This is a genomic window from Pectinatus cerevisiiphilus (assembly GCF_004341685.1).
Classification (GTDB): Bacteria; Bacillota; Negativicutes; order Selenomonadales; family Selenomonadaceae; genus Pectinatus; species Pectinatus cerevisiiphilus.
Genome location: NZ_SMAA01000005.1, coordinates 173,557 through 187,483, shown reverse-complemented (window position 1 = coordinate 187,483; position 13,927 = coordinate 173,557). Strand labels below are relative to the sequence as shown.

Here is a 13,927-nt window from a genome sequence, read left to right as displayed (position 1 = left end):
TGGGATTGCCCTAATTGTGGCAGTCACCATAACCGGGATAAGAACGCTGCCATAAATATTCGGGAAGAAGCCAGGCGAATGTCTGCCTGACGAAATTCGTAAAAATACCGTGGGTCGCACGGAAATCTACGCCTGTGGAGAGAGTGTAAGTCGCCGCAGTTTCTCGGAATTGCAGTGCTGTTCTCGTAGAATCAGGAAGCTCTCGCCTCTTTAGGCGGGGGTACGTTCACTATAGTAATAAGTGTTTAAGAAAACGTGGCTCCCTTTATAATTAGCGGGAACCACGCTCTTTTTTTGTCCAATTTAATATGCTTATACAAAGGGAAATACTGGATTAAGAATAAAATATACAATATATTTTAACGATTTTACAAATAAAGGATAAAAAAGAGCTAAAAGAGCAAATATTTATTTGACAATTTTAGGTTCGCATGATATAGTAAAAAAGTATTCAGAGATTGGCGATAGACTCACATGCTCTTGTAAGTCATTGATTGGTTCAATTCGATGTTTTACAAGAGCATGTGTTTTTAGTTGATTTTGTTGAATAAAATATTTTTTTAATTCTCAGGAGGACTCACATAATGACAGGAACAGTTAAATGGTTTAACGCTGGTAAAGGCTATGGCTTCATCACTAACGATGATGGAAGTGGAGATTTATTCGTACATTTTTCCGCTATTCAGGCTGATGGCTACAAAACCCTTGAAGAAGGCCAGAAAGTAACTTTCGACGCTGAACCCGATAGCCGTGACAGCAGCAAAATGCGTGCTGTTAATGTTTGCGTTGCCTAATTATATATAGGAATACAAATCGAGTGTCACCCTACATTTATGTAGGGTGATATTTTTTTTATATCATTATATTGTCATAATTTCGTCATAATTTACTGCTATTATTTAAAACACTTTAGCAGAAACTTTTGATGATATTATTCCTTTTGGCCGATTGCCGTACAGTCTTTGCTGGTGCTATAATTGTTTAGAAAGTCGTTGATGTCCTGATATTTTACTTAGTATATATTGCATTCTCCGATTTCCTTAATAATTCACTAGCTGCTTTCTTTATAGCAATTATAAACCTCATGAAGGGAAGAAAAAATGTGCATGTTTCTGTTTTAGCCAGCGGTAGTAAGGGTAATTCTATTTTTGTTGAAATAAATAACACACGGCTGCTGATAGATGCGGGGATAAGTGCACGGCGAATAAGTAAATCTTTACTCGGCATTGGTGTAGATATCAATAATATTGATGGGATTATTATCACGCATGAACACCGTGACCACATTAATGGTTTGCCGACACTTTGTAAAAAATATAATATTCCAATCTATTCACGTGCAGCTACATTTAAGGCGATGTACTGTTTGGAGAAATTGTCCATGGAATGTCTTCATCCAATAAAAGATAATTTTCAAATAGGCAGTCTATCCATTGATGCTTTTAATACATCCCATGATGCTGCAGATCCAGTTGGTTATAGTGTTCATGGCAAACAGCAGAAATGTACAGTAGCAACAGATTTGGGATTTGTTACGAGTACAGTACAAGAAGCTATTGATGAGTCGGATGTACTCATTTTAGAAGCTAACCATGATCAAAAAATGTTGCGTGAGGGAAATTATCCATGGTCCCTAAAACAACGTATAATGAGCAATCGTGGGCATTTATCGAATAGTGATGCTGCTTGGGCCTTGGTGCGCATGAAGAAACATAATCCATATGTTTTTTTGGCACATATGAGTGAAGAAAATAATTGTCCTGCGGTCGCTAAGCAAACTATTACTCAAATCATTAAACAGCAGGGTATAAATCCAGGGGAAGATATGACACTCCAGTTTGCCAAACAAAATGAAACAGTCACTTTGCCAGCAAATAAGTTTATTTAATATTGCTTTCCGCTTAATATAGACGACAATGTTTTTAAGTAGTGAAAACAATATCGAAAGGATGCGTAAGTATGAAAAAATTTCTAAAATACAAATTGTGTTTTCCTCGTTTTGTTATTTTTTTGGCAGGTATTTCTGTCGTAGCGATATTTTTAGCTTCTGGTTGCTCAACAGCAGGGCCTGCTAACAATACTCCGTCATCGAGCAGTAGTACTGCCTTAGCTGCAAAAACACCATCAGAACCTGTTTCTGATGCGAGAAACACACCTATCGTACGTGCGGCTAAAGCTGTTGGCCCTGCTATTGTTGGTATAACTAATAAGGCGGTGGCTCGGGATTGGTTCAATAATCAGGTTGAAGTAAATCAAGGCGTTGGCTCAGGCGTGATTTTCAAAAGTGATGGTTATATTGTAACTAATAATCACGTCATAGATGGGGCTAAGGAAATAACGGTTTCACTGGCAGATGGACGCAGCTTACCTGGAAAGCTAGTAGGCAGTGATCCGGTAACTGATATAGCTGTAGTAAAAATAGATGCTACTGACCTGCCTGTAGCGAAGTTTGGTAATTCGGATGATATAATGGTCGGTGAACCGGCAATTGCTATAGGCAATCCGATGGGACTTGAATTTCAGGGCAGTGTCACGGCTGGTGTTATAAGTGCTTTGAACCGTACCCTCGATATAGGAGAAGGACGTGTAAAATTATTACAAACAGATGCAGCAATTAACCCTGGTAATTCAGGCGGAGCACTTGTCAACGCGGATGGGCTTGTAATAGGTATAAATAGTGCTAAATTAGCGGCGAATGGTGTTGAAGGTATGGGGTTTGCAATACCGATAAATACAGTTCAACCTATAATTGATCAACTTATCGCTAATGGACGAGTTTCAAGACCATATTTAGGCGTTGGCATTTTTGACAAGGATACAGCGGCTAAAAACGGGTACTTACTTAATATCGATAAAGGTGTATATGTTGCCCAAGTGGCGGAAAATGGTTCAGCGGCGGCTGCCGGTATACAACGTGGGGATATTATTGTTAAAATAGATGACAAAGATATAAATAATGTCAATGATCTGCGTGATGCTATTTCCGCACATAAAATAAATGACAAAGTTTCTTTGGTTATTATAAGAAATGGTGAATCAATAACTGTATCGGCTGTTTTGCAGGAAATGCCGAGCCAGAGCCAATGAAAATAACTATTGTCAGTGCCGGTAAATTAAAGGAAAACTATCTGCGCGAAGGGATAACTGAATTTGTAAAACGGTTGCGTCCTTTCGCGCAGCTTAATATTGTCGAAATAAGTGAAGAGAAAATGCCCGATTCTCCATCAGCGAGGGAAAAAGAAAAAATTTTGACAATTGAAGGCAGTAGGTTGCTCAAGCAAGTTCCAGTCGACAGTTTTTTATTTGTACTTGATGTATATGGGAAACAGCTCTCTTCAGAAGACTTGGCAGAAAAAATTCGGGTATTGGCTTTGTCGGGGAAGAGTAATTTGGCTTTTGTAATTGGTGGCACATTTGGCCTGTCGGCTGATCTGCGAAAAAAAGCGGATTTACTCATAAGTTTTTCGCGAATGACGTTCACTCACCAGATGGTAAAACTATTGCTTGTTGAGCAAATATATCGCGCTTTTAAAATAAATCGTGGGGAACCATATCATTGGTGATTCATTAAATTAGAAAATACTAAGAAATTGTAATCGTGTACTTAAATAATAAAAATCATAAATAGTAAGTGAAACTTTATAAATATTACGATATAATATAAATAAGAGATGTTGTGTCTTATCTATTTGGTTGTATATTGCAATTTACTTGAAAAAGGAGGGCTTTTTATGGTACCACGTATTGAAAAAATCGCAAGGACTAGTAATGTAATGATAAATTATTTGTATTCTCGGGCAGATATGCAGAATAATGGTTCGAATAAAAAGAAGAAGGAAAAGCCTCCTGTATTCAATAAAGTATTGCATACAGCTATGGATAAGGCGCAAAATGATGCCTACAAGGTAGAAATAAATGCCCGAATCCGGTGACCAAAAAATGATGAAGGTTGCACTAGTTGAAGCACGAAAAGCATTTAAAGCAAATGAAGTACCCGTTGGCGCCATTATTGTTAACAAGAATGGGCAGATAATAGCTAAAGCCCACAATATACAGGAACATTCACATGACGCTACTGCCCATGCCGAGATCGTCGCAATAAGAGCAGCTTGTGCTAAACTCTCACGTCGTCGTCTTGCAGATATGACGTTGTATGTGACACTTGAGCCTTGCCCCATGTGTGCTGGGGCTATCCACTTAAGCCATATTGGCCGATTGGTGTATGGCGCACCAGACGCGCGTATAGGCGCTGTGGAGTCGTTGTTTGCAATATTGTCACATCCAGGGATAAAAAACCGGATAGAAATACGCGGCGGTGTTTTAGAGGATGAATGCAAAAGTCTCTTGCGGAATTTTTTTGCTGCTAGACGGGGTACTTAAAGAAAGGTTTTTTCTTCGAAGTAAAAGACAGGTTTCTTCTTTATACATTATGTTTTGCTTGGCTTTTAACCAGTGCTTTATCGGCTTATCCTTAAGAAGACTATGTTAGACGGGCAAAGCCTTTTCTGGACAAGCAACATTAATTATATTATAATCATGAATGATATGAAGATGTGGAGGAATTTGTATGACTGATATAAAAACAATTCTTGTTCCGGTAGATGGTTCGAAGGGATCTGACAAAGCAGTCGATTTTGCTATCAGCTTGGCGCAGGTTTATAAGGCAAAGGTAAATTTCCTTTATATAGCCAATATTAACCAGTTGGCTATTAATGCATGTTTGTCTGATGCTATTTTAGATGCAGTTACTAAAGCTGGCGATTCAGTTTTAGATAAGGCATTGGAAAAGGTTCCTCATGGTATGCAGGCGGAAGCATTTTCTGAAACAGGATCTCCTGCAGTTACTATTCTTGAGTTTGTGCAGGAAAATAAAAATGACATGATCGTAATGGGCAGCCGCGGTCTTGGCGTAGTCAAAGGTGTTCTTCTTGGCAGCGTGAGCCAGTATGTTGTAGAAAACGCTAAATGCCCGGTCGTTATTGCTAAATAAGTTATAAAATGAAAAGCTCTTTTTCATCAGACGTGTTTATCGTTTGATGAAAAAGAGTTTTTTTAGTTGTATTTGGTTATAATTTACAATTAAAGTTTATTTATCGGATAATGAACTTTTTCTCCTTTTAAGAATCTTACAGCTTCTTCTGCAACTTTACGGTTGAGTTCCTGTGCGGATTCTTCAGAGTACCAAGCCATATGCGGAGTTGCTATATAATTATCTAATTTAAAAAGCTTATTACCGGGGTTCATCGGTTCATTTGCTACACAATCGATACCGGCACCGCCAATTTCACCGCTTTTTAGTGCATCATAAAGGTCGTCTTCGTTGATAATACCGCCACGAGCTACATTTAACAGGATAGCTGTTTTTTTCATTTTCTTAAATACGTCTTTATTGAATAAATTTTTATTGCCGTCAGCCGGAATATGCAGAGAAATAATATCTGCCTGCATAATAACTTCTTCTAATGGAAGAGCTTTGATAAATGCTGTTTCTTTACTTTCCTTATAATAAGGATCAAAGCCGATAATGTTATAACCAAGTGCATGCGCTTTAATGGCAAAATTCTTACCAATACGCCCTAGTCCCACCACGCCGACCGTTTGGCTGGATGCCCTGTGGATTGGAATGCTGCGGACGTAATCCCATTTTTGGTTTTTGGTAAAATCATTCATCAAGACTATTTTGCGTGTAAACGCCATCATCAGTGCGAGGGCATGGTCGGCAACTTCATTCATGCCGTAGTCAGGTACATTACATACCTGTATGCCCCGCTTTGTTGCTTCTGGTATATCAACGTTATCAACGCCTACACCGTAACGTACTATCATTTTTAATTCTGGCAAATGTTCCATTACCTTTTTTGTAATAGGCGCATATTGTACAATAAATGCTTGGGCATTTTTACATTCATTTATTATGTCATCTTCTGTATGGCACTGTTTTAATTCAAATGGGATACCCGCTTTATTAAAAATAGCTGTTTCGATATTAATATTTTCATGATCACAGTCGGTTATAATGGCCTTCATCATATCATCTCCAAAAAATTAAAGATCTATATACATCTACATTTATAACGATTATTTTGCTTTTTGCCGCAAATGAACGCAGAAACCACCTATTTCTTCTGCTAAATAAACTACTTTAGGTTTTCCTGTTTCATCCTTTATCCACGTATCATCATTAAATTTTACGCCTTGGCGTTTAAAATAAGCGACTGCCCGTACCATATCATTAGTATCTATACAAATATGGCCATTTTTTCCCAGAAATGGTGATTTTACCACTTCGGCAATAGTGCCCGCAAAATAAGCACCTTCATATTCAATTTTTTCCTTTAGGAAAAGTTCTGATAATCTGCTGGTTACTGAATTAGCCTGAGCTGCATTTTCGCAATTTATGCCTACATGTGCCAATTCAAAGCCAAGCATCTTTCCAAATATATGCTGGCAGGTTTGTGCTATTTTATCCCAAGCTTTTTCTTTTATTAAAGAGGATGGTGCCATAAAGCTGCCGCCTATTGCTGCGACATTAGGCAACGTAAGGTATTCCAACATATTTTCTTCGTTTACCCCACCGGTAGGCATAAACTTTATTCCTGCAAATGGACCGGAGAGCGCTTTCAAGGTTTTCACGCCACCATAAGCTTCTGCGGGGAAAAACTTACAAACATTAAATCCTAAAGACAGCGCAGCTTCTATGTCAGCAGGGGAAGCTGTTCCCGGAATGATATCAATGTTATTATCGAGGCACCATTTTACTACAGGAAGATTGAAACCGGGGGTAACAATGAATTTTGCACCTGCAGCTACAGCTTGCTTAGCATGTTCGACATCATGCACTGTCCCTGCACCAACAATAATATCCGGTACTTCTGCGGCCATTTTCTTAATAGAATCAAGCCCGGCAGCTGTGCGAAAAGTCACTTCAGCAACGGGAATGCCGCCTTTTACGAGAGCTCGTGCAAGGGGAACCGCATCATTTGCATCGTTGAGCGATATAAGTGGAACAAGTCCAATATCAAAAATATCCTGCATGTTTTTACTAGTCATTTTCTTATCTCTCCTATTGCAATTATTTTTGTGCCATGAATTTTGTCAATTCATCGGTAGAAGGTAAACCTTCATTATCGCCTCTGCTCATCACTTGAATAGCACCGATAGCATTTCCTCGTTTAACGGCTTCTTTGAGTGGTAAGTTTTCCATAAGACCGGTAATTATGCCTACAGCAAAGCCATCACCAGCACCTACTGTATCAACTACTTTTTCTACTTTATAACCTTGGACCATATATTCTTCTTTATCGGTTGTTACAAATGCACCTTCAGCGCCGCATTTTGTTACAACAGTTTTTGCACCATTGTTCCGGTAAAAAGCGTTTATTTCTTTCGGGTCAGCACTGCCCATTAATATTTTGCCTTCAGCTGTTCCCGGCAGAACAATGTCAGCACGAGAAGCCATGTCATTAACAGTTTTGCGCATTATATTTTCAGACGGCCAGAGCTGGGGACGTAGATTTGGGTCAAAACTTATTGTCAGGCCAGCTGCACGGGCCTTATCAAACATCATGTATACGGCTTTTCGAGTATCTTCAGATAAAGCTGGCAGAATACCGGTTAAATGTATATAAGAATAATTCTTCATATCAATTTTTTCTACGTCAGCAGTTGAAAGGGTAGATGCTGCTGAACCTGCGCGAAAATAAAAAATATCAGGGTCACCTTTGCTGACTCTTCCTTTAAGCATAAAACCGGTTTTATGCGTATCTGAAAAGCTGACAAATTCATTGCCTATCTTATTTTCATTCAACACCCTTATTATGCGTTTACCAAAAGGATCATTTCCCAACTTTGTCATATATGTAACCTGATGATGTAATCGTGCAGTACCAACAGCTACATTAAATTCTGCACCGGCTACCGCCAGCGAATAACCAGAGACACTGTCTAGCGGACCTTCACTTTGTGCAATAAGCAGGCCCATAGGTTCACCAGCTAAAATTAATCCATCAGACATTAAACATCACCCCTATTAGAAAAAAATTATCTATTCTTTTTATAATCATCAGATGAATATTATAATACATCCCACGAGTATAAAAGTCAATAAGACATATGATTGAAACCTTGTTTTATATAGTGCCAATGGCAAATTTATCTATACTAATATATAACTGTACTTTTGCAAGTAAGTATTTTGTTAGTTGTACCTATAGTTATTTTATGTTATTATGAATAAATCTTCTATTGTTACTATAATGTATACATATGATGAATATATTAAATCACTGTATGGGAAAACTTAGGTAATATTTTCAGAAAGATATTAGCAGGGAAGCTATTGCAACGACGTAATTACATAATCTTTTTTATATTGAGGACGGGATTATATGAGACCTTCACTTGTAAATATAACAATAAATAATATTTTGGATCTTTTAAAAGATAAAAATATGCAGCCCGGTGATAAATTACCAACGGTTGATAGTTTATCAGCAAAATTTAAGGTGGGACATAGTACTGTTCGGGAAGCTTTAAAAGCTTTATCTGCCCAAAATCTATTGATAATTCGCCAAGGAGCGGGTACCTTTGTTTCCCAAAAGCAAGGGATAAGCAATGATCCGCTAGGGCTGGGCATTATGGGCGACGATATTTCTACTATTTTTGACATGATTACAGTACGACTTATATTTGAACCAGAAATAGCAGCAATGGCCGCACAAAAAGCTACATTAAAGAATCTCAAGCATATCAATGAATTATGCTTAGAAGTTGAAAAATTGATAAAAGCAGGAGAGAATTACGATGATGAAGATAGTCTTTTTCATTCGGCTATTGCTAATGCCAGCGGAAATAAGATTATTTATAAAATAACACAGATTATTCATTCTTCTATAAAGAAAAATATTTTTGTTACGGATAACTCTCTTTGCAAGGAAACGATAACAGCGCATCGACAAATTGCCAAAGCAATAGCTATAGGAGATTCAGCAGGAGCAAAAAATGGTATGATACTGCACTTAAATGCCCAAAGAGAGTTTCTACTAAAAAATTATGATCTACAGGTTTAACTTTGTATAGCGTTTACATTATTGTTGGAAAAGAAGGTGTGCTCAGGGAAATCCCCATAGCACACCTTCTTTTTATTTTCCTAAATAACCACCGTCAATAGGAATTACTGCACCGTTTATATAATCTGAAGCCGGTGAAGCTAAAAAGACGGCCAGACCTTTCATGTCTGCTGGCGTACCCCAGCGACCCGCAGGAATACGTTCTAGGATTTCCTTGTTCCGCTTGGAATCATTTACAAGATTAACATTCATTTCGGTATCCATATAACCTGGAGCTATTGCGTTTACGTGGACATTCCTTTTAGCCCATTCATTGGATAGTGCCTTTGTGAGTTGTGCAACGCCACCTTTGCTGGCTGCGTACGCAGGCACAGTAAAACCACCGAAAAAGCTGAGCATGGATGCCATGTTGATTATTTTACCATAGCCTTCTTCTAACATTTTTCTACCGGCAAGTTGGCATAAGGTAAATACTGTATTCAAATTTACTTGCAAGACCCTATTCCAATCGGCTAATGGAAATTCTTCACATTTGTGTCTGCTCTGCAATCCTGCATTATTGATTAAAATATCTACTTTTCCATCAAGCAGGGCGAGTGCTTTTTCAAATATAACCGGTATTTGTTCTTGCTCCGCTAAATTTCCTTTTACGGCAAAAGCTTTATATTTTTTTTGGTTAAACTCATCGGCTGTTTTTACTGCGCTGTCGCTAGAACCTATTAATACTACTTCTGCGCCAGCTTCACAGAGCCCTTCTGCCATGCCTTTGCCTAGGCCACGTCCACCACCTGTGACAATAGCCTTTTTACCATTTAAATTAAATATATCCAACATATTTTTTCCTCTTTTCATTAAACAGATTATACACAAGTGCAAAAATCTTTATCGTGTTTCACGTTTCTTTATCGTCATAAAATTACGTAAATTGTTCAAATGCATTATCATGCCACATCGTGCACCGGTTACATCGTGTTCTTTTATAGCATTGACTATTTGCCGATGATAGATTAAGGTGTCATTCCTCAGGGAATCTTCTGTTACAAAAATATTCTTTTGGATAGAGGAGTGAATAACTTTTACGATTCTGTTAATTATCTTATTGCCACTAGCACGAGCGATAGCTTCATGAAAACTACTATCCGCTTTACTATATTCTTCATTATTTTTAATCAAATCTTCTACAATGGTACAGGCTGTGCCTATTTTCATACAATCGTCTTTAGTAGCATTTATAGCGGCTAACGCTGCCATTTCTGGTTCAAATATTATTCGCACATTTATCATATCAAAAGCCAGATTAACATCATTACAAATGAGTGATAACCCTAGTGGATCTTTTGTTATACCCATTCCAGGCGATACAAAAGTACCTGATCCTTGCTTGATTTTTAGTATATTACGCGATGCTAAGGCTTTGACCGCTTCACGAATGGTGCTGCGACCCACATTTAATTTGTCGGCCAATTCGTATTCTGTAGGGAGCTTATCACCAGGATTTAGCTCATTTGTTGTTATTAACTTGATAATATCTTGTTGCACGGATTCAGCTAGTGATGCACTCAAACATCTCACCTCTTGTTATTGTTATTTATTAAACATCTGATGTATTTTGTCCATATTAACATATATCAAGTATTATTTCAAGATAAAAATAAGTTAAAAAATACCTATAGCAGCTATAGAGGTTCTAAATATTTCAGATATGGTATTCTTATTCCTTTATTGACTTAAGTATTTATCCGATGTATGATTTAAATATCATCTGATGTATATACCGAGCTATTATACTGAATTTTAAAACAGAAGTATTGGGGAAAATGTATTTGTTATTATTTATATCGAAAAGAGGGACTTGCGTGAATACTATAAAAAAATATCATTTTAGATATGTGATTGCAGTGATGATGCTGGTTACTATAATCATAAATTATTTAGATAGAACGATTATGTCTACTGCGGCACCGGAAATAATGAGCGACTTAAATATAACACCTGCTGAAATGGGTTTGGTGATGTCAAGCTTTTTCATTACTTATGCAATAATGCAGATTCCGTCTGGCTGGATTGGCGATAAAATTGGACAGAAAATTTGTGTTGGGGTATCTATAGTATGGTGGTCGATATCAACAATAGCTATCGCATGTGCAAGAAGTATTACGGGGCTAATAGGTGCTAGACTGTTTATGGGATTTGGAGAATCAGCAGTATATCCTTGTAACGCAGGAATTACTGCGAAATGGTTTCCTGATCATGAAAGAGGCAAAGTCACCGCGCTGTATGATAGTGGTAGTAAGTTCGGAACAGCATTTGCTATGCCACTAGTAGCTTGGTTTGTAATGAATTATGGATGGCATATGCCTTTTATTATAATAGGTGGTATTGGCATAATTTGGGCCATTATCTGGTTTTTTGTATATACAGATCCTGAAAGAAGCAAATTTATAAACGCTGCAGAATTGAAATATATACGTGAACATCAGGCTAAAAAAGAAGGAGTTGATAAATCTAAACCTATAAAATGGTATAAATTATTTAAATATAGAAACGTGCAATCAATGTGCTTTGGGCTTTTTTGCTATAATTATGCGATGTACTTTTTTGTTACATGGTTCCCAACTTATTTGGTACATGATCGCGGAATGCAAATGATGACTATGGGGTGGGCAGCAATGGTGCCACCTATTTGTGGGATTATTGGCCAATATATAGGCGGTTGGTTTACCGATTATTATTATGCTAAATATAATAATCTTACATTATCAAGAAAAATAAGTATTGTTGTAGGCATGCTGTTAGGGGCATTGATAGTTTTTGCAAGTTTTATAGAAAATAATTATTTATGTATTGTGTTGTTGTGCGTTTGCTATGCTGGAATGGCTGGGGCTTCGTCTTCACAGTGGTCTTTGCCGGGAGATGTGGCGCCGCGTAATATGACTTCTGTGTTAGGCGGAATGCAAAATTGTATTTCGAATATAGGGGGATTTTTAAGCCCGATAATTACAGGGGTGATTATTGGACAATATGGTAATTTTTCTTTGGCTCTTGCTATATGCGGGGGCATGTGTTTCATTGGCGCACTGACATACGGATGTGGGCTAAAAGAGGTAAAACCGATTTCTATTATGCCCAAAGAATTATAAGGGACATTGAGATAACATGGGAGAACATTTATAAAAAATTATATAAAATACCAAAGTAAGTTTGGACTCGTGTTATTTTTAATATGCGGTGTAGAAAAAGGTGGGATGCTTATTACCTATGAACATCCCACCTTTTTGATGCTTGTTATGATTTGTTATAAAAAGGGGCTGTCACATGAAGCAATTTTTTAACTTTGGTGTCAGCCTTATTTTTATTTCCCACTAAAATATTATTATTCCCACGACTAAGGAATAGATGGGGATAAACCTAACACTAACTCTGGTGAAAATACCTTTAGATTGCATAGCGTGCGTGATTCGTACACAGCTTGCTTTTAGGGAATAATATGTTCCATATTTTACCATCGTTTTTTATTAAGGATTTGCTATTGCTGTCATTTCGGACGATGTAAAAGGAATAGATTCCTATTCAAGTTTTAGCGTATTATGTGATACTGAGACTTTAATAGTGATGCTATAACTGATATTAACTTGTCGGTCTACTTGCATTCTGTAAGGGATTTATTATTAGGATTTAAGCCATTTACTGTTATTGATTTTATAATTTCTTGCTGCACAGATCTAAGTAATAATATACTTAAACATCTCACCTCTTACAATCACTATCGAGAAAACATCTGATGTATTTTAACGGGCGCTAATGTATACAAAGTATTGTCCCAGGGCAAAAATAAGCTAAAAATAGCTACATTAGCTATAACTGTTTCTGAAAATTCCAGACGTAATCTTTTGAAAACATTGAAATTTTTTATTGACTTAAATATTTATCCGATGTATTATTAAAATATCATCTGATGTATTAACAGGATTATATAAGAGATAAAAAGGAGATTGTATCATGGATATTAGATATTCAGCAAATCAGAACGATTTTAAACATTATACTACAGAGCAAATCAGGAATGAATTCCTTATTAAAAAAATATTTACTGAAAATAAAGTTAATTCATTTTATTCACATGTAGATCGAGTTGTAGTCTTAGGATGTATGCCAACAACAGAAAAAATATCTATTGATAAAGGGATAGATATCTGGAAAAATTTTGGGACAAATTATATTCTTGAACGCAGAGAAATAGGAATTTTTAATATAGGTGATACTGGTGCGATAATAGCTGACGGCAAAGAATACAAATTAAATTACAAAGATTGTTTATATATAAGCATGGGGACAAAAGAGGTATTTTTTAAAAGTGAAGATAGCAAAAAACCTGCTAAATTTTACATGGTTTCTGCACCAGCACATAAACCATGTAAAACAACGTTTATATCTATTGCCGATGCGAAAAAAATTCCTTGTGGAGCGGTAGAAACAGCAAATAGTCGGACTATAAATCAGTTTATTCATCCTGATGTTCTGGAAACGTGCCAGCTGTCCATGGGAATGACATCACTCAATACAGGCAGTGTGTGGAATACGATGCCTGCACATACTCATGAACGTAGGATGGAAGTGTATTTGTATTTTGATATTCCCAAAGATAATGTTGTTTTTCATATGATGGGGGAACCTTCCCAGACACGCCATATAGTGATGAATAATGAACAGGCTGTCATCAGTCCTTCGTGGAGTATTCATGCTGGTTGTGGAACCTCTAATTATACATTTATATGGGCTATGGCAGGGGAAAATAAAACATTTGACGACATGGATAATATTGCTAATGTCAATTTAAAATAGTGTTTAATAATGTATTT

At 37.0% G+C, this 13,927-nt stretch carries 16 protein-coding genes; 11 read left to right on the top strand and 5 right to left on the bottom strand.

Annotated elements, in window-relative coordinates; genetic code table 11:
- The 8 genes from EDC37_RS05020 to EDC37_RS04985 form a co-directional block, all read left to right on the top strand.
- On the top strand, window positions 1-90 hold a 90-nt coding region (locus EDC37_RS05020; RefSeq protein WP_132548545.1), incomplete at its 5' end, for a zinc ribbon domain-containing protein.
- Window positions 91-584: 494 nt separating this feature from the next.
- Window positions 585-794, top strand: coding sequence for a cold-shock protein (locus EDC37_RS05015; RefSeq protein ID WP_132548543.1), 210 nt, complete (start codon window positions 585-587; stop codon window positions 792-794).
- A 308-nt stretch (window positions 795-1,102) separates the two neighbouring features.
- Entirely contained in the window at window positions 1,103-1,888 is a 786-nt protein-coding gene (locus EDC37_RS05010) for an MBL fold metallo-hydrolase (RefSeq protein WP_132548571.1), read from the top strand.
- Between the two features lie 71 nt (window positions 1,889-1,959).
- Window positions 1,960-3,087, top strand: coding sequence for a S1C family serine protease (locus EDC37_RS05005; RefSeq protein ID WP_132548541.1), 1,128 nt, complete (start codon window positions 1,960-1,962; stop codon window positions 3,085-3,087).
- Complete coding sequence (rlmH, locus tag EDC37_RS05000; RefSeq protein ID WP_132548539.1) at window positions 3,084-3,563, top strand: 23S rRNA (pseudouridine(1915)-N(3))-methyltransferase RlmH; 480 nt, start codon at window positions 3,084-3,086, stop codon at window positions 3,561-3,563. Before EDC37_RS05005 ends, rlmH begins: the two co-directional genes overlap by 4 nt.
- A 168-nt stretch (window positions 3,564-3,731) precedes the next feature.
- A complete protein-coding gene (locus tag EDC37_RS04995; protein WP_132548537.1) occupies window positions 3,732-3,932 on the top strand; it encodes a hypothetical protein in 201 nt (66 codons plus the stop codon).
- 7 nt (window positions 3,933-3,939) lie between these two features.
- Complete coding sequence (gene tadA / locus EDC37_RS04990) at window positions 3,940-4,380, top strand: tRNA adenosine(34) deaminase TadA (protein WP_330998873.1); 441 nt, start codon at window positions 3,940-3,942, stop codon at window positions 4,378-4,380.
- Between the two features lie 187 nt (window positions 4,381-4,567).
- Window positions 4,568-4,990, top strand: coding sequence for a universal stress protein (locus EDC37_RS04985; RefSeq protein WP_132548533.1), 423 nt, complete (start codon window positions 4,568-4,570; stop codon window positions 4,988-4,990).
- An 89-nt stretch (window positions 4,991-5,079) separates the two neighbouring features.
- Here EDC37_RS04985 and EDC37_RS04980 read toward each other — a convergent pair whose 3' ends face one another.
- From EDC37_RS04980 to EDC37_RS04970, 3 genes are read right to left on the bottom strand one after another with little or no spacing between them, the layout of a single operon-like run.
- Entirely contained in the window at window positions 5,080-6,030 is a 951-nt protein-coding gene (locus EDC37_RS04980; protein WP_196589806.1) for a C-terminal binding protein, read from the bottom strand.
- Between the two features lie 48 nt (window positions 6,031-6,078).
- Window positions 6,079-7,050 carry a bifunctional 4-hydroxy-2-oxoglutarate aldolase/2-dehydro-3-deoxy-phosphogluconate aldolase gene (locus tag EDC37_RS04975; RefSeq protein WP_132548531.1) on the bottom strand — a complete coding sequence of 324 codons (972 nt, stop codon included), beginning with the start codon at window positions 7,048-7,050 and terminating at the stop codon, window positions 6,079-6,081.
- Window positions 7,051-7,072: 22 nt separating this feature from the next.
- Window positions 7,073-8,014 carry a sugar kinase gene (locus EDC37_RS04970; RefSeq protein ID WP_132548529.1) on the bottom strand — a complete coding sequence of 314 codons (942 nt, stop codon included), beginning with the start codon at window positions 8,012-8,014 and terminating at the stop codon, window positions 7,073-7,075.
- A 373-nt stretch (window positions 8,015-8,387) separates the two neighbouring features.
- Here EDC37_RS04970 and EDC37_RS04965 point away from each other — a divergent pair, with 373 nt between their 5' ends.
- Window positions 8,388-9,068, top strand: a complete 681-nt coding sequence (locus EDC37_RS04965) for a FadR/GntR family transcriptional regulator (protein ID WP_132548527.1) — start codon at window positions 8,388-8,390, stop codon at window positions 9,066-9,068.
- A 72-nt stretch (window positions 9,069-9,140) separates the two neighbouring features.
- On the opposite strand, the gene EDC37_RS04960 is transcribed toward EDC37_RS04965, so the two are convergent.
- Window positions 9,141-9,902: an SDR family oxidoreductase gene (locus EDC37_RS04960; RefSeq protein ID WP_132548525.1), complete on the bottom strand. Its 762-nt coding sequence runs from the start codon at window positions 9,900-9,902 to the stop codon at window positions 9,141-9,143.
- Between the two features lie 48 nt (window positions 9,903-9,950).
- Window positions 9,951-10,631 (bottom strand): FadR/GntR family transcriptional regulator, encoded by a 681-nt coding sequence (locus EDC37_RS04955; protein ID WP_132548523.1) that lies wholly within the window; start codon window positions 10,629-10,631, stop codon window positions 9,951-9,953.
- Window positions 10,632-10,924: 293 nt separating this feature from the next.
- On the opposite strand from EDC37_RS04955, the gene EDC37_RS04950 reads away from it, so the two are divergent.
- Window positions 10,925-12,208, top strand: a complete 1,284-nt coding sequence (locus EDC37_RS04950; RefSeq protein WP_243642171.1) for an MFS transporter — start codon at window positions 10,925-10,927, stop codon at window positions 12,206-12,208.
- Window positions 12,209-13,067: 859 nt separating this feature from the next.
- Window positions 13,068-13,910: a 5-dehydro-4-deoxy-D-glucuronate isomerase gene (kduI, locus tag EDC37_RS04945; protein ID WP_132548519.1), complete on the top strand. Its 843-nt coding sequence runs from the start codon at window positions 13,068-13,070 to the stop codon at window positions 13,908-13,910.
- Window positions 13,911-13,927 lie beyond the last annotated feature (17 nt).

What these genes read in the sequence shown, in the direction of transcription:
- EDC37_RS04965 (WP_132548527.1), top strand. Translation starts at nt 8,388, where the DNA reads ATGAGACCTTCACTTGTAAATATAACAATAAATAATATTTTGGATCTT.
- EDC37_RS05005 (WP_132548541.1), top strand. Translation starts at nt 1,960, where the DNA reads ATGAAAAAATTTCTAAAATACAAATTGTGTTTTCCTCGTTTTGTTATT.
- EDC37_RS04995 (WP_132548537.1), top strand. Translation starts at nt 3,732, where the DNA reads ATGGTACCACGTATTGAAAAAATCGCAAGGACTAGTAATGTAATGATA.
- tadA (WP_330998873.1), top strand. Translation starts at nt 3,940, where the DNA reads ATGATGAAGGTTGCACTAGTTGAAGCACGAAAAGCATTTAAAGCAAAT.
- EDC37_RS04970 (WP_132548529.1), bottom strand. Translation starts at nt 8,014, where the DNA reads ATGTCTGATGGATTAATTTTAGCTGGTGAACCTATGGGCCTGCTTATT.
- EDC37_RS05015 (WP_132548543.1), top strand. Translation starts at nt 585, where the DNA reads ATGACAGGAACAGTTAAATGGTTTAACGCTGGTAAAGGCTATGGCTTC.
- EDC37_RS04960 (WP_132548525.1), bottom strand. Translation starts at nt 9,902, where the DNA reads ATGTTGGATATATTTAATTTAAATGGTAAAAAGGCTATTGTCACAGGT.
- EDC37_RS04975 (WP_132548531.1), bottom strand. Translation starts at nt 7,050, where the DNA reads ATGACTAGTAAAAACATGCAGGATATTTTTGATATTGGACTTGTTCCA.
- EDC37_RS04985 (WP_132548533.1), top strand. Translation starts at nt 4,568, where the DNA reads ATGACTGATATAAAAACAATTCTTGTTCCGGTAGATGGTTCGAAGGGA.
- rlmH (WP_132548539.1), top strand. Translation starts at nt 3,084, where the DNA reads ATGAAAATAACTATTGTCAGTGCCGGTAAATTAAAGGAAAACTATCTG.
- EDC37_RS04980 (WP_196589806.1), bottom strand. Translation starts at nt 6,030, where the DNA reads ATGATGAAGGCCATTATAACCGACTGTGATCATGAAAATATTAATATC.
- kduI (WP_132548519.1), top strand. Translation starts at nt 13,068, where the DNA reads ATGGATATTAGATATTCAGCAAATCAGAACGATTTTAAACATTATACT.